Origin of the sequence: Streptomyces sp. NPDC048623, from assembly GCF_040650755.1 — a bacterium.
Lineage (GTDB): Bacteria > Actinomycetota > Actinomycetes > Streptomycetales > Streptomycetaceae > Streptomyces.
In genome coordinates this window covers 1-18608 of the sequence record NZ_JBEZHV010000049.1, presented here as the reverse complement: position 1 = coordinate 18608, position 18608 = coordinate 1, and the positions used below count along the sequence as shown (strand labels likewise).

The window sequence follows — 18608 nt, the reverse complement described above, 5'->3', positions numbered from 1 at the left end:
CCCGTACGGGCCCCTGGCGGGCCCCAGAGGGCATACGAGAGGGCGGTCACCCCCTGACAGGGTGACCGCCCTCCGCGCTTGCCTCAGGCCGCCGGACGGCCTCCTGGCGCGCTGCCTGCAGGCTGCTTACTTGCCCTTGGCGGCTTCCTTGAGCTTGGAGCCCGCGGAGACCTTCACGCTGTAGCCGGCGGGGATGTTGATCGGGTCGCCGGTCTGCGGGTTGCGCGCGGTGCGAGCGGCACGGTGGGTGCGCTCGAAGGTCAGGAAGCCGGGGATGGTGACCTTCTCGTCGCCCTTGGCGACGATCTCACCGGTGATCTCGGCGAAGGCGGCCAGCACGGCGTCGGCGTCCTTGCGGGTCACCTCGGCGCGGTCGGCCAGGGCGGCCACCAGCTCACTGCGGTTCATTTCGTTACTCCCGTATTTCTTCTTGCCTGTGAGGCGGGTTGCCTGTGAGGCGGGCCACGCGGCGGAGAGCCGCGTGTAGGGCACTGCGAAGCCGATGCTGCCAGGGCCCTCGGACAGTGCCCGGACCCGGGTCTGGTGACAGACCCTCGCGCCCAGACCGCATCCTGCCCCCACCAGCGGCGGGAACGCCAATCCGGCACCCCCTGGGGTCACACGAAAAGCGCCAGTGCCCCTCGGTGGTGACGTAGCGTCGACTCCGCGCGGACCGTGCGGAGCCGGACCACCACCCTAAAGGCGGGGCCGGGGCGCGGCGACTCGCGACACGCGCCCCCCCCACCCCGTCCGGCCCTGCCAGGCTTGACGCCGGATGCCGGACGCCGGCTCAGGCATCGGCTCAGACGTCGTTGTTGCCGACGCCCGCGCCGGCCGCCTTCGCCGCGTTGCGCACGGCGCCGGCGACCGCTCCCGCGACCTTGTCGTTGAAGACCGAGGGAATGATGTAGTTCGGGTTCAGCTCGTCCTCGGTGACGACGTCGGCCAGGGCGCTGGCGGCGGCCAGCATCATGTCCGTGTTCACCGTGCGGGACTGCGCGTCGAGCAGACCGCGGAAGACGCCCGGGAAGACCAGCACGTTGTTGATCTGGTTCGGGAAGTCGGAGCGGCCGGTGGCCACGACGGCGGCCGTCTGGCGGGCGATCGCCGGGTCCACCTCGGGGTCCGGGTTCGCGAGCGCGAACACGATCGCGCCCTCGGCCATCGCGGCCACGTCCTCGCCGCCGAGCACGTTCGGGGCGGAGACGCCGATGAAGACGTCGGCGCCGACGACGGCCTCCTTGAGGGTGCCGGTGATGCCCTCCGGGTTGGTGTTGTCGGCGATCCAGCGCAGCGGGGTGCCCGGCTTCGCGTCGACCAGGTCCTCGCGGCCCGCGTGCACGACGCCGTGGATGTCGGCGACCACGGCGTGCTTGACGCCGGCCGCGATCAGCAGCTTCAGGATGGCCGTACCGGCGGCGCCGGCGCCGGACATGACGACCCGTACGTCGCCGATGGCCTTGCCGACCACACGCAGGGCGTTCGTCAGCGAGGCGAGCACGACGATGGCGGTGCCGTGCTGGTCGTCGTGGAAGACCGGGATGTCGAGGGCCTCGCGCAGCCGGGCCTCGATCTCGAAGCAGCGCGGCGCGGAGATGTCCTCCAGGTTGATGCCCGCGAAGCCGGGGGCGATGGCCTTGACGATCTCGACGATGGCGTCGGTGTCCTGGGTGTCCAGGCAGATCGGCCAGGCGTCGATGCCGGCGAAGCGCTTGAAGAGGGCCGCCTTGCCCTCCATGACGGGCAGCGCGGCCTTGGGGCCGATGTTGCCGAGGCCGAGGACGGCGGAGCCGTCCGTCACGACTGCGACGGAGTTGCGCTTGATGGTGAGGCGGCGGGCGTCCTCGGGGTTCTCGGCGATCGCCATGCACACCCGGGCCACACCCGGGGTGTAGATCATGGACAGGTCGTCACGGTTGCGGATGGGGTGCTTGGACGCCATCTCGATCTTGCCGCCGAGGTGCATCAGGAACGTACGGTCGGAGACCTTGCCGAGCACGACGCCCTCGATGCCGCGCAGCTGCTCGACGATCTCGTCGGCGTGCGCGGTCGAGGTCGCGGCGATGGTCACGTCGATGCGGAGCTTCTCGTGGCCGGAAGCGGTCACGTCGAGGCCGGTGACGGAGCCGCCGTGGGTCTCGACGGCCGTGGTGAGCTGGGAGACCGCGGTGCCGCTCGCGGGCACCTCCAGCCTGACCGTCATCGAGTACGAGACGCTGGGCGCCGTTGCCATGACCGTGTTCCCTCTGCTTTCCATAGCTTCTTTGCTACGCCTGCCCGACTGGTCGCCGGGCGGCGCCCTCCGATCGTCGCACCTACCTGCCGGTAGCAGGTAATACGGTCTTTTCGTTTTCGGAAAGCAGTTTCCACCATACGAGAGAGGGCGCTCAAAGAGTAGAGGCCCTCGTCACCCGAAGGTGACGAGGGCCTCTGCAAGCTGATGACACCGACCCGCCATGCTCGCCTCGCGGCAAGTGGTCCCTCTGAGGGACGAAGGTTGGGCCCGGGGGCTTGGATCGAGCCGGTGTCACGACCAGGCTAACAAACGCTCCCGGTAAGCGATTCCCCCGGCGCGAGTTGACTCGAAATCAGTCCCCCGGCGCCGGCCTCAGTCCCTCAGCAGGTCCGGTACGCCGTCCGCGTCCGGCAGGTCGCGCTCGCCCGACACGACGGTGAGCGCCTGCGTGGAGCGGGTCAGCGCCACGTACAGGACGCGCAGACCGGCCGGGGACTCGTCGGCGATCTCCGCGGGTGAGACGACCACCGTGGCGTCGTACTCCAGGCCCTTCGCCTCCAGGGAGCCGAGGGCCACCACCCGGTCGCCGAGCCCGTCGAGCCAGCGGGCGGCCTCGCCGCGCCGGTTCATGGAGACGACGACGCCGACGGTGCCGTCCACCTCGCTCAGGAGCCGCTCGGCTTCCAAACGTACGGTTTCAGCCAGACCAGTCCGCTCCCCCGCGCCCTTCTCCCCGGCACCCCTCTCCCCCGCGCCCTTCTCCCCCACGGGGACGAAGCGCGGCACGACGCCCGTGGAGCGCACCGCCCGGGGCGAGACGCTGCCGGGCATGGCGAGCGCGAGCACCTTGGCGGCGAGCTCGGCGATCTCGGCCGGGTTGCGGTAGTTGACGGTGAGCTCGAAGCGGCGCCGGGGGCGGGTGCCGAGAGCCTCGTCGCGGGCCGCGGCGGCCTCGTCCGGGTCGGACCAGGAGGACTGGGCCGGGTCGCCGACGACCGTCCAGGTGGCGTGCCGGCCGCGCCGGCCGACCATCCGCCACTGCATGGGCGTGAGGTCCTGGGCCTCGTCGACGATGACGTGGGCGTACTCGGTGCGCTCGGCGGCGAGCCGCTCGGCCCGCTCGCGCTGGGTCTCCTCCCGTACCGGCATCAGCTCGTCGAGGCCGGTGAGCTGGTCCAGCGGGTCGTACTCGCGCTTCTTGCGCGGCTTGACCGGGGTGCCGAGGAGGGTGGCGAGCTCGTCGAGCAGGGCCACGTCGTGCACCGAGAGGCCGGGGCGGCGCAGCGAGCGGGCGAGCCGGCGGACCTCGCCGGGGTTGAGGACGCGGCGGGCCCAGCGGCCGAGCCGCCTCTCGTCGCCCATGGCGTCGAGGACCCGGCGCGGGGTGAGCTCGGGCCACCAGGCGTCGAGGAAGCCGAGGAAGGAGTCCTCGGTGGAGACGTCCTCGTCGAAGGAGGAGCGCAGCTCGGCGGCGAGCTCGGGGTCGCTGTGCCGGCCGGCGGCGCCGGACTTGGCGTACAGGGCGTCGAGGAGCAGCCGGCGGGCGCGGGGGCGGAGCAGGTTGACGGGGGCGGTGCCGGAGAGCACGTTCTGGCGGATCCGCCGGAGCTCGTCGGCGCCGAGTTCGAGGCGGCGGCCGAAGGCGACGACGCGGAGGAGGGTGGGGGTGCCGGTCGGCACGGCAGGGGTCTCGTCGTCGCCGTCCTCGTCGCCCAGGGCGAGCTGATCTCCGGCGGGGGCCTTGGGCGCGGGGGTCTCCAGGGCGCCGCGGGCGGCCTTGCGGAGCACGGCGAGCATGCGGGAGGAGCCCTTGACCCGGGCGACGGCGGGCTCGTCGTACGCGTCGGCCTCGACCCCGTCGACGAGCGAGCCCAGGGCACGGATGGCGACCTGGCCCTCCTCGCCGAGGGAGGGCAGCACGCCCTCGGTGTACGAGACGAGCAGCGGGGTCGGCGAGACGATCAGGATGCCGCCGGAGTAGCGGCGCCGGTCCTGGTAGAGCAGGTACGCGGCGCGGTGCAGGGCCACGGCGGTCTTGCCGGTGCCGGGCCCGCCCTCGACGTACGTGACGGAGGCGGCGGGGGCGCGGATGACCAGGTCCTGCTCGGCCTGGATGGAGGCGACGATGTCGCGCATGGTGTGGCTGCGGGCCTGGCCGAGGGCGGCCATGAGGGCGCCGTCGCCGATCACGGGCAGTTCGTGGCCGTCGAGCGTGGCCTTGAGCTCGGGGCGCATCAGGTCGTCCTCGACGCCGAGGACCTTGCGGCCCTTGGAGCGGATGACGCGGCGGCGCACGACCCGGCCGGGGTCGACGGGGGTCGAGCGGTAGAAGGGGGCGGCCGCGGGGGCGCGCCAGTCGATGACGAGGGGCGCGTAGTCGGCGTCGAGGACGCCGATGCGGCCGATGTGCAGGGTCTCGCCGATGTCGGCGTACTGCCGGGTGCCGTCGGTGCGGATGGCGTCCTCGGCGGGTTCGACGGAGGTGTACGCGCCGTCGGGGCCCTTCTTGCCGTCCTTGCCGTACAGCAGGTCGATGCGGCCGAAGAGGAAGTCCTCGAACTCGTTGTTGAGCCGGTTGAGGTGGATGCCGGCCCGGAAGACCTGGGCGTCGCGCTCGGCGAGGGCGCCGGGCGTGCCGACCTGGCCCCGCTGGGCGGCGTCCTGCATCAGGAACTCCGCCTCGTGGATCTTCTCCTCAAGGCGTCGGTAGACCTGATCCAGATGTTCCTGTTCGACACCGATCTCACGGTCTCTGACCGTGTCGACGGCTTCCTGCGCGGCCACCGGGCCCCCTTCTGACGTGCACTGGGCAGCCGTCGAGCGTACGCCACCGGGGGGCGATATGTCAGGCCTGGTGGTTGTCGGCCCGGTGGATGTCGGTCCGGAAGCCGACCCAGGCGTCGGTCCAGGCGTCCGTCCAGGTGTCGGTCCGGACGTCACTCCTGGTGGCGGCCGGTCCGGGGATGGGCGGCGCGGTGCCGGGCGACGCGGGCCCGGTTGCCGCACTCCTCGCTGGAGCACCAGCGCCTGCGGCGGCCCCGGGAGGTGTCCAGATAGCAGCGCCGGCAACCGGGTCCCTCGCAGCGGCGGAGCAGCGCGCGGGCGGCGGGATCGGTGAGCAGCTCGACGGCGTCGCGGGCCACGGCGGCGAGCAGGGCGCGGCAGTCGGGTTCGCCGCCGAGGGTCCGTACGAGCAGCCCGGAGCGGTTGCGTACGGCGCGGGGCGCGGGCGGCGCGGCGGCGGCGAGCGCGTTGAGCAGCTCCAGGGCGGCGGGCCGGGCGGGGTGTCCGCCCACCTGCGCCGTGACCAGCTCGGCGACACAGTCCCGCAGCTCCCGGAACGCCCCGAGCCACCGCCGGTCCACCCCGCCGAGCCGTGCCCCGGCGGGCACGACCCCGCTGAGCCGCAGGAACCCGGCGAGTCCCGCGGGCCGGTCGAGCGTCTCGTCGACGAGTTCGAGACACACCCGCCCGGCGTCGAAACGCGCCCCTGACATGCCCCTGCCACCTCCACCCTCGGAAGCATCCGCATCGGCCCGCATCCTCATAGGCCGACATAGGCCCGACATAGGCCCGACCAGAGTGCTCCGGGAGCGCGCGGCTGAGAAGAGGGTGGGGGCGGCGGTGGCCGGCGACCGGCCACGCGGCACGCGTCCGAAAGGCGGTCGGCCCGGGCGTACGGGGGAGCCGCCCGGGCCGACCGGACCGGAGCGGCTCGGGGGAGGGCCGTCCGGTGGTTCGGTGGTGTCCCCGCAGGTCAGCGCCGCAAAGCGGGCGATCAGCACGGGGCACCCACAGCATGAATGTTGAACCGTCTATTATCTACGGACCGTTTTTCTTAACATTTCGCGTACGGACAATTCGGAGGGCTGGTGAAAGAGACGTGAACAAGACGGCACTGCGCGCCCTGCTCAAGGAGCGCCGTGAACTGATCGTCCCCGAGGCACACGGCCTCTCCCGGCCCACCGGGCGGGGACGCCGGGCCCGCGGCCTCGCGCAGCAGCAGGTCGACGAGCTCACCTGCCGCGCGGTCGACACGTACAACCGCCTGGAGACCGGGCGCTACCCCAACCCGCCCGCCGACTACCTGCGCCAGATAGGGCGGCTCTTCGGTCTCGACGAGCGGGAGTGGGTGATGCTCTGCCGGTACGCGGGCATCGGCGACCCGCCCGGCCCGCTCACCCCCTCCTCCGGCCTGGAGGTCCCCGGGGCGTGGCAGGAGGCCGTCGACGGCATCGGGCACATGGCGTACGTCAGCGACGCCTCCTGGAACGTCCTCGCCCACAACCGGCACTTCGCCGAGATGTACCCGGGCGGCAGGGCCCCCGCGAACACCATGCGCTGGATGCTCTTCGACGAGAGCGCCCGCGAGCAGAGCCTGATCGACTGGCACACCGTGTGGGCGCCGCCGGTCCTCCCCCAGCTGGGCGCCGCGCTCGCCGCGCGCCCCGAGGACGCGACGCTGCGGCAGATCGAGCGGGAGGTCCGCGCCGACGCCTTCCTCGGCCCGCTGTGGGAGGCGGGCGGCGCGCACCTCCACCCCGACGGGGTCGAACGCCCGCTGCGCCACGCCCTCCTGGGCCCGGGACACGTCACGATCTGCGCCGCCCAGCCGCTGACCGCGCCGGGCTCGCGCCTGATCATCATGCTGTTCCGGCCGGGCCTGACGCAGTCCCCCGCCCGCACCCCGATGCTGCGCGCAACCCCTTAGGAGGCCACCCCGTAACCGGCCGGCGGGTCGTCGTGGAGGATCCGCTGGAAGAGGTGGTGGTCGCGCCAGTCCCCGTCGATGTGCAGATAGCGGGGCGCGGTGCCGACGCGCTCGAAGCCGCACTTGGCGAGGACGCGTTGCGAGGCGTGGTTGTGGAGCAGCGTGCTGGCCTCGACCCGGTGCAGGCCGATCTCCTCGACGGCCGCCCGGCACGCCTCCTCCACCAGCGCGGTGGCCAGGCCGTGGCCCGCGTAGCCCTCGTCCACCCAGTAGCCGAGCGAGCCGCTGCGGAACGGACCGAGGACGATCCCGGTCAGCGTGATGGCCCCCACCAGGTTCTCCCCGTCGACGGCGAACCAGCGCCGCGCGCCGTCCACCAGCCGCTCCGCCTGCGCCTCGGGCGTGTAGTACGCCTCCTCCCGGCGCGGCTCCCAGGGCTGCATGTACGCCCGGTTGCGCAGCAACGCGGCGGCGAGCGCGGCGGCTTCGGCGGGGGACTCGGGTGCGGCGGGTCTGATCGCGACGGTGGCCATCCGCGTACCGTAACCGCTCGCGCACCCGGACCGAGAGCCCCCTGCCCTCGGCCCGCCCCCTCAGGCCCTCATCCCCCTCAACCCCCCTCAACCCCCGTCAATCCCCCTCCGTCGCCCCGTACTTCGTGTCCGCCGCCGGATCGAGCGCCAGCCGGTACCCCCGCTTCACCACCGTCTGGATCAGCTTCGGCGTGCCGAGCGCCGTCCGCAGCCGGGCCATCGCCGTCTCCACGGCGTGCTCGTCGCGGCCCGAGCCGGGCAGCGCGCGCAGCAGGTCGGGGCGGGCGACGACCCAGCCGGGGCGGCGGGCGAGGAGCGCGAGGAGGGCCATGCCGGCGGGCGGTACGGGGCGCAGCTCGCCGTCCACCAGGACCGCGTGGCCGCGGATCTCCACGCGGTGGCCGGCGACCGGCAGGACCCGGGCGCGGGCGGGCAGTTCGCGGCAGAGCAGCTGCACCAGCGGGCCGAGCCGGAAGCGTTCGGGCTGGTGGGTGTCGATGCCGCGGGCCTGCAGCGGAAGGGCCGTCACCGGGCCCACGCACACCGCGAGCACCTCGTGCCGAAGGACCGTCAGAAGTTCGTCGAGCAGCCCGCGTTCACGTGCCCGGTCGAGCAGCGAGGCGGCGGCCGGGGCGCTGGTGAAGGTCACCGCGTCGAGGGTGCGGGCGACGGCCGCGTCGAGCAGCCGGTCCAGCGGGCCGAGGTCCGCCGGCGGCATCCAGCGGTAGACGGGGACCGGCACGACCTCCGCCCCGCCGGCCACCAGCGCCTCCACGAACCCGGGCAGCGGCTCCCCGTGCAGCTGTACGGCGATCCGCCGGCCCTCGACGCCCTCGCCGAGCAGCCGGTCGAGGACTTCGGCGAGCGACTCGGAGGACGGCGACCAGGACTCGGTGAGCCCGGCCGCCCGGACGGCCCCCTTCACCTTGGGCCCGCGGGCGAGGAGTTCGACCCCGCGCAGCCGGTCGAGCAGCTGCTCGCCGTACCCCCAGCCGTCCGCCGCCTCGACCCAGCCGCGGAAACCGATCGCCGTGGTGGCGACGACGACGTCCGGGGCGTGGTCGATGAGGTCCTTGGTGGCGGCGAGCAGCTCGGTGTCGTCGGCGAGGGGCACGATCCGCAGGGCCGGACCGTGCACCACCTCCGCGCCGCGCCGGCGCAGCAGCGCGATGAGCTCGTCCGCGCGCCGGGCCGCCGTGACTCCGACGGTGAAGCCCGCGAGGGGGCCCTGTTCCCGCTGCTCGCCCGTGTCGGGCCCGGCCATGTCCTGCTCGTTCACGTCGTGCTCGGCCATGTCGCGCTCGCCCCTGTCGTACTCACTCGTCCCTGTCGGCCGAGACTGCCGGGACCGCGTGTCGGTCTCGGTTCACGCGTATTTCCTGGTCGTTACGGCCGTGCGGGGCCGCTGTGACCCATACCTCGGGCCCAGCCCGGGCTCACGCGCCGGGGTCACACCTTCGCGGGTGCGGGCTGGGGCTCCACGCCCTCCGCGCCCGCCGCCGTGTCGGGCACGGGAGCCACCGCGGCCGGCCGGCGAAGGTATACCGCCCAGGTGACCAGCATGCACGCCGCGTAGAAGGCGAGGAAGGCGACGAAGGCGCCGGTGCCGGAGCCGACGGTGAGGAAGGACTGGCGGAAGGCGAGGTTGATGCCGAGGCCGCCCAGCGCGCCGACGGCGCCGATGAGTCCCATCGAGGCGCCGGAGAGGCGGCGCCCGTACGCCTCGGCGGCCTCGCCCACCAGGCCCTTGCGGTGCCCCTGGGTGAGGAAGATCGCCGGGATCATCTTGTACGTGGAGCCGTTGCCGAGGCCGGTGAGGACGAAGAGCCCGACGAAGCCGACCAGGAAGACGGTCAGGGACGCGACGGCCGAGGCGTAGATGACGACGCCGGTGGCGACGGACATCGCGGCGAAGGTCCACAGCGTGATGCGGGCGCCGCCGTGCCGGTCGGCGAGGGAGCCACCGACCGGCCGGATGAGCGAGCCGAGCAGCGGGCCGATGAAGGTGAGCGAGGCGGCCTGGAGCGGGGTGCGCCCGAACTGGGTCTGGAGCACGAGCCCGAAGGCGAAGCTGTAGCCGATGAAGGAGCCGAAGGTGCCGATGTAGAGGAACGCCATGATCCAGGTGTGGCGGGCCTTCACGGCCTCCTTGGCGGCCCCGGTGTCGTTCTTCACCGGGGCGAGGTTGTCCATGAACAGCGCGGCGCCGAGGGCGGCGAGCACGATGAGCGGGATGTAGACACCGAGGACGATCCGCGGGTGCATGGCACCGGCGGTGCCGATGACCAGCAGGCCGGCGAGCTGGACGACGGGGACGCCGATGTTGCCGCCGCCCGCGTTGAGGCCGAGCGCCCAGCCCTTCTTCCGCAGCGGGAAGAAGGCGTTGATGTTGGTCATGGAGGAGGCGAAGTTGCCGCCGCCGACCCCGGTGAGCGCCGCGACCAGGACGAACGTGCCGTACGAGGTGCCCGGCTCCATCACGGCGTACGCGAAGCCCGTCGGCAGGAGGAGCAGCAGGGCGCTGAAGACGGTCCAGTTCCGGCCGCCGAAGCGGGCGACGGCGAAGGTGTACGGGACGCGGATGAGCGAGCCGACGACGGTGGCGGTCGCGATGAGGAAGAACTTGCCGGCCGGGTCGACGCCGTACGCCGGTCCCATGAAGAGGACCATGACCGACCACAGGCTCCAGACGGAGAAGCCGATGTGTTCGGAGACCACGGACCAGAGCAGGTTCCGCTTGGCGATCCGCTCGCCCGTCTCACGCCAGAAGGTCTCGTCCTCCGGCTCCCAGCGTTCGATCCACCGGCCGCTCATCCCGCACCTCCGCGCTGTCGGTTCTCCTTGTGCGACCGAAGCTAGGGAGGGTGCGTTTCGGGGCCGGTGGCGGAAAGTGACGGGTACGGAACCTTGCTCTCACCCGGAGCGCGGGGGTGCTGTGAGCGCCCCCGGCTCCTCGTGCTCGGGCAGCCACGAGCCGGGCGGCCGGGCGAGCCAGCCCTCCCCGGCGGTGAGCTCGGCCGCGGCCCGGCGCAGGGCGTCCAGACCGGGGTGCCGCAGCCCCTTGCGCCACACCAGGCTCACGGGTGACAGCGGTACGGGGTCGGTGAGCGGCCGCAGCACGCTGCCCGGCATCGGCGGGAAGTCGACGACGGCGAGCACCGGGGTCGGGGCCTTGGCCATCACCCGGCGGAACTCCTCCTTGCCGACGACGAGCGGCGCGGGCGCCGCGACCCGGATGTCCCGGCCGGCGAAGAGCCGGGCGGCGAGGTCGGTCCACTCGGGCGTACGGTCGTTGCCGGCGCCCGCGTAGACGGTACGGCCCGCGAGCGCGGCCAGCGGGACGTGGGGCAGCTCCGCCAGCGGGTCGCCCTCGGGCAGCAGCACGGCCATCGGCTCGTACCGTACGAGCTGCGCCGACAGACCGGCCCGCAGCCCGGGCGCGAGCCCGCCGTACCGCCCGAAGGACGCGTCGAGCCGCCCGGCGAGGATGTCCCGCGCGGCGCCGGTCAGGCCGCTCTCGTAGCGGGCCATCAGCTCCAGTTCCGGGGCGAGTTCGCGGGCCCGGTGGAGCACCCGGTCATGGCAGAGGCCGGCGCTGTTGAGGTCGACGAGGAAGGGGCGGGGCTCGCCGCGGAAGGCCTCGGCGAGCTCGTCGTGGGCGGCGAGGACGCGCCGGGCGTACGGCAGGAGCCGTTCGCCGTCCGGGGTGAGCGCGACCTGGCGGGTGGTGCGCACGAACAGTTCGGCGCCGAGGTCCCGTTCGAGCCGCCGGATGTCGCGGCTGAGGGCCTGCTGGGCGACGAAGAGCCGGCCGGCGGCGCGGGTGAAGTGCAGTTCCTCGGCGACGGCGACGAAGGCGCGAAGGAGGCGGGGGTCGAGGTCGTTCGGGGTGGCCACGCCCGCCTTTTTAACAACAGGAGTGCGTGAGTGGCCACCGAATAGGTGTTGGACCGGGCGGGGCGTGCCACCGGAGCCTGGAGCCATGCCGTACCAGCCGCACGAGCCGTACCCGTCCCGGTCCCCGTACCCGCCCCTGTCCCCTTCCCTGTCTCACCACGAGCCGCACGCCCTGATGCTGACCCCCGCCGGCCCCGCCCCGGCCCCTCGCTACGGCACGGCGGCCGGGGTCCCTGCCGGGGTCCCTGCCGGGCGCCGGGCCCGCCGCCCCGGCCCGTACCGCCGCCTGTTCGCGCTCCCCGGCGCCCGCGCCTTCACCGCCGGCAATCTGATCGCCCGGCTGCCCGTGGGCATGTTCGGCGTCAGCACGGTCGTCCTGATCGCCGGGACGTACGACTCCTACGCCCTCGCCGGCGCGGTCGGCGCGGCCGGTCTCGTCTCGGGCGCCGTCGCCGCGCCGTGGGTGGCCCGGCTCGTCGACCGGCACGGGCAGGCGCGGGTCGCGGTCCCGGCCACCGTGTGGGCGGTCCTCGGTCTGCTGGCGCTCGTGCTGTGCACGCATCTGCGGGCACCGGCCTGGACGCTGTTCGCCGCCACCGTGCTCGGCTCCACCATGCCCAACCTGGGCGGCATGGCCCGGGCCCGCTGGGCGCACCTGCTGAAGGACGAACCGCGCGCCCGGCACACCGCCAACGCCTTCGAACAGGCCGCCGACGAACTGTGCTTCATGCTCGGCCCGGTGCTGGCCGCGTTCCTCTGCTCGGCGTTCTTCCCGGAGGCGGGCGCCCTCGTCACCGCCGCGCTCCTCCTCACCGGGGTGCTGATCTTCGCGGCCCAGCGGTCCACCGAGCCGCCGGTCGCCCCGCGCGGCTCCGCGGGCTCGCCGCTGCGCGCGCCCGGCATGCCGGCGCTGCTCGCGGTCTTCCTCGCCACGGGCGCGGTCTTCGGCTCGATGGAGATCGGCACCCTGGCGTACGTGGACGGCCCGGCCGCCGGCCCGGTCCTCGCCCTCCAGGCGGCGGGCTCGTGCCTGGCCGGGCTCATGTACGGGAGGGCCCGCCGCCAGGCCCGGCTCGCGGTCTGCCTCGCGGCGATGACCGCCCTGATGGCCCTCCCCCTCCTCGCCGCCGCCCTCACGGGGTCGGTGCTCGCCCTCGCGGGCGCGCTCCTGCTCGCGGGCGCGGCGACCGCCCCGACCATGGTCACGGCCATGGGCCTGGTCCAGCACCTGACCCCACCGGACCGCCTCAACGAGGGCATGACCCTCGCGGTGACCGCCCTGCTCGGCGGCATCGCGGCGGGCTCGGCCACCGGCGGCCTCCTCGCCGACCACGCCCCGACCCCGCTCTACACCTATCTGGCCCCGCCCACGGCGGCGGCCCTGGCCCTGCTGCTGTGCGCGACGACCGGCACGGGCCGCCGCGCACGTCCCTGACCTCTTCCCGGCGCGCCGGTCAGCTCTGCCGCAGCGGACCCATCGGCACCTGCACCCCCAAGGCCGTGGCACCCGCGCCGACGCCGCCCGCGCAGCCGTCGGGCTCCTGGGTGCCGAGGCCCCGCGTCGAGGGCTTCTCGGCCGCCCAAAACATGAAGCCGAGCAGGCCGGCCGTGGTCCCGGCGCCGTTCGGGGCGGCGTTGCGGACCCAGTCGCCGGTCGCCTTCTGGAGCGAGTTCGCGTAGTCGGTGCACTCGGGCAGCGGGCTGCGGCCGTACGCGATGTAGAGGCCGGCGGTGAACTTGGCGGGGGCCAGTGGGGCGACCGGCGGGGAGTACTGCGACTTGCCGTCGAGGTGCTCCTGCCAGTTGGCGATGTGGGAGCTCGCCGAGGTGGGGCGGGCGGTGACCATGGCGTTGGCGTAGTCGAGCACGGGCACGTCCGTGCGGAGCCAGTCGGCGGTGGCCTTGCGGTTGATGTCGATCAGCCAGCGGTCGCCTGCGGCGGTGTCGAGGGTGAGCCGGGCGGCCGGGTCGGCGCCGGTGGCGTCGTACGGGTGGACGGCCCGGTAGGCGTCGATGAAGGCCTGGAGCCCGGCGAGGTCCGGGTCCGTGTTCTGCTCGTAGTCGATCTCCATGCCGACGCCGAGGTCGGCGGCGACGGCGGCCGCGGCGCGGCCGAGACCGGCCGGGTCCTCGGCGAGGGCCGCGTCCCACGCGTCGGTGTAGGTGATGCCGCCGACGGAGAGCATCACGCGGATCCCGTGCGAGGTGAAGTACTGCACGATCTCGCGACTCATGCCGACGGGCACGCCGTTGGCGGTCGTGGCGTCGGTGGTGCGGTGCAGCAGCTCCAGCGGGTCGACGAAGCTCAGCACCACCACGTTCACGGACGGCCGCCCGTCGCCGCGGTCGATCAGCCAGTGGTTCTTGGCGTCGAACTCGGCGACGTCACGCACCCGCGACCAGGTGCAGTAGTCGTCGCCACAGTGCCAGGCGCCGTACACCTGCACGGGCGCGGGCGCGGCGGCCGCCGGTGCCGCGGCGGCGGGGACGAGGAGGGCGACGAGGGCGAGGAGCATGGGCAGGACCGCGAGGAGTCCCTTGTGGCGCATACGTACCTCCGGGGATGCCGTGGCGTGGGGGGCGGCGACCGAAGAGTGACAGGTCCAGACCAAGTCGACAAGAGGGCACGACAAAGGCCCGGCAGCAGCAGCTGCCGGGCCTGTGCCCACATGGGATGAGTGGAGATGGCGGGAATCGAACCCGCGTCCAACGGTGCGGAACCAGGGCTTCTCCGTGTGCAGTCTGGTGCGAGTTTCTCAGCCCTCCGGATCACCCAGACAAGTCCGGAACGGGCTCAGTCACTGTTTGATTTCCCTCTTCACCCCGTGACCGGGATCAAGGTTTAGTCCCCTAGCTGATGCCAGGATCCGGGTCGGGAACAGCCCCGGGCTGACACTTCGCAAGTCGCTACTTAGGCAGCGAGGGCGAAGGAATCGCGCTTGGTGTTGGCGATTATTGGTTTCGGCGCGTGGTTTACGAGATCATTGCCGCTTCCTCGACACGCTTCCCCTGCTTCGACATCCGCTGTCGAAACCGATCATCCCCATGTTGATTTTTCAAGGTGCACCCTCTGTGAGGTGCTGCGCCCATGGTACGTGACCAGCGGGCACGGTTGCCAGCAGATTAACGCCCCCGGGCTCAACGGCCCCGGGCTCAGCGCTCCTGGGCGCGCTGGCGCCGCTTCGCCGCCGCGATGGCCCGCGCGGTCTCGCGCGTGTCCTGCTTCTCGCGGAGCGTCTGGCGCTTGTCGTACTCCTTCTTGCCCTTGGCCAGCGCGATCTCGCACTTCACCCGGCCGTTCAGGAAGTACAGCGCGAGGGGCACGATCGTGTGGCCCGTCTCGGAGGACTTCTGCTCCAGCTTGTCGATCTCCTCCCGGTGCAGCAGCAGCTTCCGCTTCCGCTTCGCCGAGTGGTTGGTCCAGCTGCCCTGGGTGTACTCGGGCACGTGGATGTTGTGCAGCCACGCCTCGCCGCCGTCGATCTGGACGAAGCCGTCGACCAGCGACGCCCGGCCCATCCGCAGCGACTTCACCTCGGTGCCCATGAGCACGACACCGCACTCGTAGGTGTCGAGGATGAGGTAGTCGTGCCGCGCCTTCTTGTTCTGCGCGATGAGCTTGCGCTCAGGCCCCTTGTCCTGGGCCTTCTTCTTCGCAGGCTTGCCCTGCACGTTGACGAGTCCCTTTGCCATAGTGCAGTCATTTTCGCACTACGAGGCCCCTCCGAGGCCACTCAATACCGTACGGGCCCGCTCCTCGGCGCCCTCCTCGGCGTCCTCCCCGGCTCCCTCGTCCACGGTGACGTCCGGGGTGATGCCGTGGCCGTCCACCGTGTGCCCCGCGGGGGTGCGGTAGTGGCCGACGGTGACCTCGGCGACGGAGCCGTCGGGCAGGGTGCTGGGCATCTGGACCGAGCCCTTGCCGAAGGTGCGCGAGCCGACCGTGACGGCCCGCCCGCGGTCCTTCAGGGCGCCGGTCAGCAGCTCGGCCGCGCTCATGGTGCCGCCGTCGACCAGTGCCACCAGGGGGCGGACGGTGTCGCCGCCACCCTCCGCGTACACCGCGTGCTGACGCCCGTCGATGTCGTACGTGGCGACCAGACCGCCGTCCAGGAACGCGGAGGCGGCGGACCGGGCCTCGGTGAGCAGTCCACCAGAGTTGCCGCGCAGGTCGAGCAGGACGCCGGCGCGGGCGGGTGCGGAGCGCACGGCCCGCCGTACCTTCTCGCCCGTGCCCTTGGTGAAGGCGGTCACCCGGATCAGCAGCGTGCCGTCGTCGAGCCGGCGGACGGTGACCGGGTCGACGGCGAGCCGGGCGCGCTCCAGGGTCCGGGTCCAGGCGGCCTGCCCGCGCCGGACGCCGAGCACGACGGCGGAGCCGGGGACGCCGTCGCCGCGCAGGAGGGAGACGACCTCGGAGACCGAGAGCCCGTCGACCGGGCGCCCGTCGACGGTGGTGAGCCGGTCGCCGGGCCGCAGTCCGGCCCGCTCGGCCGGCCCGCCGGCCTGGACGCGGCTGATCTCCACCCCGTCGGCCCCGTCCCGCCCGGCCCGGCGGGCGGACAGGCCGACGCCGGTGTAGGAGCCGTCGAGGGCCTGCTCGAACTCGGCGTACTCCCGTTTGTCGTACACCGCGCCCCAGCGGTCGCCGCTGCGGCTGACGAACTCCTCGGCGGCCTTCTTGCCGGACTTGCCGTCGGCCATGGCCTCGGCGGCGGCCCGGGCGAGCGCGGCGCGGTCGACGGTGGCCCGGCCGGCACCCGTACCCCCGCCCGCGCGGGCGGTGGCGGCGGCGGGTGCGGGCTCGTGCGCCCGCTCGCCCCGGGGCAGGGAGCCCGTGGCGGCGGCGGTGCCGAGCACCCCGGTGAAGACCAACGTCAGAGCGGCCCCACGGAGAACTCCGCGGGGCCTGCGACAGAACTCTGGGCCGGCACCGGCACGCATGGCGCCCACTCTAGGACAAGCGAATGGCGCCGTACGGGGGTTGGCCGTACGACGCCATGACTCAGCGCGAGTGAACTGTCACACCTTCAGGTACTTGCGCAGTGCGATGAACGCGGCCACGGCCGGCATCAGCAGGCCGATCGCGAGGACCAGCGGCAGCTTGGCCAGCACGGCCTCCCAGCCGATGAAGTTCACCAGCTGCATCTTCTCGGCGAGCGCGATGCCGTGGTCGATCAGGAAGTACCGGCCGACCAGGAGCATCACACAGGCGACGCCGCCGCCGAGCAGACCGGCGAAGGCGGCCTCCATGATGAACGGCATCTGGATGTAGAAGTTGGTCGCGCCGACCAGCCGCATGATGCCGGTCTCGCGGCGCCGGCTGAAGGCCGAGACGCGGACCGTGTTCACGATCAGCATCAGCGCGATGATCAGCATCAGGAACATGACGCCGAGGGCGGCGATGTTCATGCCGTTCATCAGGTCGAACAGGTTCTGCAGGATGTTCCGCTGGTCCTGGACGGACTCGACGCCGTCGCGCCCGGCGAAGGCGGTCGCGACCACCTTGTACTTCTCCGGGTCCTTGAGCTTGACCCGGAACGACTCCTGCATCTGGTCCGGGGTGACGACGGAGGCGATGGCCGTGTCGCCGTACTGGTCCTTGTAGTGCTTGAAGGCCTCGTCGGCGGTCTCCGTGTGGACCGACTCGACGATGTCCATCTTCTTCAGATCGGCCTCGATCTGCTCCTTCTGCTGGCCGGTGACGGCGCCCTTGGCGCACTTGGCCGTGGTGGCCCCGTCACTCTTGTTGCAGAGGAAGATGGAGACGTTGACCTTGTCGTACCAGTAGTCCTTCATCGTGCTGACCTGCTCGCGCATGAGCAGGGCACCGCCGAAAAGAGCCAGCGACAGGGCCACGGACACGATGACGGCGAAGGTCATCGTCAGATTGCGCCGGAGACCGACCCCGATCTCCGAGAGCACGAACTGAGCGCGCATGGTGTGACTTCTCCCTGTTCCCTGTCCGCTCAGTGCTGGTAGCCGTAGACGCCGCGCGCCTGGTCGCGGACGAGGCGGCCCTTCTCGAGCTCGATGACGCGCTTGCGCATCTGGTCGACGATGTTCTGGTCGTGGGTCGCCATGACGACGGTGGTCCCTGTCCTGTTGATGCGGTCGAGCAGCTTCATGATGCCGACCGAGGTCTGCGGGTCGAGGTTGCCGGTGGGCTCGTCCGCGATCAGCAGCATCGGGCGGTTGACGAAGGCCCGGGCGATGGCGACGCGCTGCTGCTCACCGCCGGAGAGCTCGCCCGGCATGCGGTCCTCCTTGCCGCCGAGGCCGACCAGGTCGAGCACCTGCGGCACCGCCTTGCGGATCTCGCCGCGCGGCTTGCCGATGACCTCCTGGGCGAAGGCCACGTTCTCGGCCACGGTCTTGTTGGGCAGCAGCCGGAAGTCCTGGAAGACCGTCCCGAGCTGGCGGCGCATGTGCGGCACCTTCCAGTTGGACAGCCGGGCGAGGTCCTTGCCCAGGACATGCACCTGCCCTTGGCTGGCGCGCTCCTCGCGGAGGATCAGCCGCAGGAAGGTCGACTTTCCGGAGCCGGAGGAACCGACGAGGAAGACGAACTCCCCCTTCTCGATCTCCAGGGAGACATCCCGGAGCGCGGGGCGGTTCTGCTTCGGATAGGACTTGGAGACGTTGTCGAATCGGATCACGGATGCACCACGGTCGGCCGGGGGTAGGTGTGCGTGACCATACGCGAACCGGGAACGCCCGCGCAGTCGCGGTCCTGGCTTGTGTGCTTTATCCTTTTCGTCCTTGCGGCTGCCCGCTCACGGGGCGCGCCGAAAAGCTCCGGAACTGGCACAGTGGTAAGGGGAACGCACGGAACGTGCCGGGCGTTGCCCTGACAGGGACCCTGGTGCGGGAGGAGGAGAGCGCATGACCTACGACCGGCTGGTGTGCGCCAACTGCGCGGCCCCCGTCGCGGAGGGCCGCTGCCCCGTCTGCCGCGCGAACCGCGAGCGACTGCCGCAGCCGACGGGCCTGACCCCGGCGATGCTGCTGACCCTGGTGATCGCGCTGATGGCGGCGATGGCGCTGCTGGTGGCGGTGCGAGGGTTCTAGGAGCCCGCAGGAGCCTCTGCGGAGGCCGTGACGTATACCGGAAGGGCCGGAGGTGCTGGAAAGCATCCGGGTCGTGGACGGAGCGGAGCATCACGCGGTGCCCAGAGGAGGTCTCGCCGGGCGCGTACCTGAGCCCGTTCTTCTCCATCCGGTTCAGCCG

The 18608-nt window shown here is 72.4% G+C and carries 16 protein-coding genes and 1 other RNA gene; 3 read left to right on the top strand and 14 right to left on the bottom strand.

The features are described from left to right. Positions 1-126 precede the first annotated feature (126 nt). The 4 genes from AB0C73_RS35685 to AB0C73_RS35670 form a co-directional block, all read right to left on the bottom strand. On the bottom strand, positions 127-408 hold the full coding sequence (locus tag AB0C73_RS35685; protein ID WP_362538055.1) for an HU family DNA-binding protein: 282 nt from the start codon (positions 406-408) through the stop codon (positions 127-129). A gap of 394 nt (positions 409-802) precedes the next feature. Next, on the bottom strand, positions 803-2233 hold the full coding sequence (locus tag AB0C73_RS35680) for an NAD-dependent malic enzyme (RefSeq protein WP_362538053.1): 1431 nt from the start codon (positions 2231-2233) through the stop codon (positions 803-805). A 375-nt stretch (positions 2234-2608) separates the two neighbouring features. Next, positions 2609-5020 carry a UvrD-helicase domain-containing protein gene (locus AB0C73_RS35675; protein ID WP_362538051.1) on the bottom strand — a complete coding sequence of 804 codons (2412 nt, stop codon included), beginning with the start codon at positions 5018-5020 and terminating at the stop codon, positions 2609-2611. A 152-nt stretch (positions 5021-5172) separates the two neighbouring features. Then, the gene (locus AB0C73_RS35670; RefSeq protein ID WP_362538049.1) at positions 5173-5733 is read right to left on the bottom strand and encodes an ABATE domain-containing protein; all 561 of its coding nucleotides are present in this window, start codon (positions 5731-5733) and stop codon (positions 5173-5175) included. Positions 5734-6119: 386 nt separating this feature from the next. Between AB0C73_RS35670 and AB0C73_RS35665 the strand changes: the two genes are divergently transcribed. After that, positions 6120-6947, top strand: a complete 828-nt coding sequence (locus AB0C73_RS35665; protein ID WP_362538047.1) for a helix-turn-helix domain-containing protein — start codon at positions 6120-6122, stop codon at positions 6945-6947. Here AB0C73_RS35665 and AB0C73_RS35660 read toward each other — a convergent pair. From AB0C73_RS35660 to AB0C73_RS35645, 4 genes are all read right to left on the bottom strand, one after another. After that, positions 6944-7480, bottom strand: coding sequence for a GNAT family N-acetyltransferase (locus AB0C73_RS35660; RefSeq protein ID WP_362538046.1), 537 nt, complete (start codon positions 7478-7480; stop codon positions 6944-6946). The genes AB0C73_RS35665 and AB0C73_RS35660 overlap by 4 nt on opposite strands. 97 nt (positions 7481-7577) lie before the next feature. Beyond that, positions 7578-8744: a uroporphyrinogen-III synthase gene (locus AB0C73_RS35655; RefSeq protein WP_362538057.1), complete on the bottom strand. Its 1167-nt coding sequence runs from the start codon at positions 8742-8744 to the stop codon at positions 7578-7580. A 185-nt stretch (positions 8745-8929) separates the two neighbouring features. Next, the gene (locus tag AB0C73_RS35650) at positions 8930-10294 is read right to left on the bottom strand and encodes a nitrate/nitrite transporter (protein ID WP_362538044.1); all 1365 of its coding nucleotides are present in this window, start codon (positions 10292-10294) and stop codon (positions 8930-8932) included. 99 nt (positions 10295-10393) lie between these two features. Then, positions 10394-11377, bottom strand: a complete 984-nt coding sequence (locus AB0C73_RS35645) for a LysR family transcriptional regulator (RefSeq protein WP_362538042.1) — start codon at positions 11375-11377, stop codon at positions 10394-10396. Between the two features lie 85 nt (positions 11378-11462). Between AB0C73_RS35645 and AB0C73_RS35640 the strand changes: the two genes are divergently transcribed. Then, on the top strand, positions 11463-12812 hold the full coding sequence (locus AB0C73_RS35640) for an MFS transporter (RefSeq protein WP_362538040.1): 1350 nt from the start codon (positions 11463-11465) through the stop codon (positions 12810-12812). A 19-nt stretch (positions 12813-12831) separates the two neighbouring features. On the opposite strand, the gene AB0C73_RS35635 is transcribed toward AB0C73_RS35640, so the two are convergent. The 6 genes from AB0C73_RS35635 to ftsE form a co-directional block, all read right to left on the bottom strand. Further along, positions 12832-13926: a hypothetical protein gene (locus tag AB0C73_RS35635; RefSeq protein WP_362538038.1), complete on the bottom strand. Its 1095-nt coding sequence runs from the start codon at positions 13924-13926 to the stop codon at positions 12832-12834. 127 nt (positions 13927-14053) lie between these two features. Continuing rightward, positions 14054-14422: a transfer-messenger RNA gene (gene ssrA / locus AB0C73_RS35630) on the bottom strand. 108 nt (positions 14423-14530) lie between these two features. Next, entirely contained in the window at positions 14531-15070 is a 540-nt protein-coding gene (smpB, locus tag AB0C73_RS35625) for an SsrA-binding protein SmpB (protein WP_362538036.1), read from the bottom strand. Positions 15071-15088: 18 nt separating this feature from the next. Next, positions 15089-16321, bottom strand: coding sequence for a S41 family peptidase (locus AB0C73_RS35620; protein ID WP_362538034.1), 1233 nt, complete (start codon positions 16319-16321; stop codon positions 15089-15091). Positions 16322-16399: 78 nt separating this feature from the next. Next, a complete protein-coding gene (ftsX, locus tag AB0C73_RS35615) occupies positions 16400-17317 on the bottom strand; it encodes a permease-like cell division protein FtsX (protein WP_362538032.1) in 918 nt (305 codons plus the stop codon). A 29-nt stretch (positions 17318-17346) separates the two neighbouring features. Continuing rightward, the gene (gene ftsE / locus AB0C73_RS35610) at positions 17347-18036 is read right to left on the bottom strand and encodes a cell division ATP-binding protein FtsE (protein WP_128983761.1); all 690 of its coding nucleotides are present in this window, start codon (positions 18034-18036) and stop codon (positions 17347-17349) included. 226 nt (positions 18037-18262) lie between these two features. Between ftsE and AB0C73_RS35605 the strand changes: the two genes are divergently transcribed. After that, positions 18263-18448 (top strand): hypothetical protein, encoded by a 186-nt coding sequence (locus tag AB0C73_RS35605; protein WP_362538030.1) that lies wholly within the window; start codon positions 18263-18265, stop codon positions 18446-18448. Positions 18449-18608: the final 160 nt, after the last annotated feature.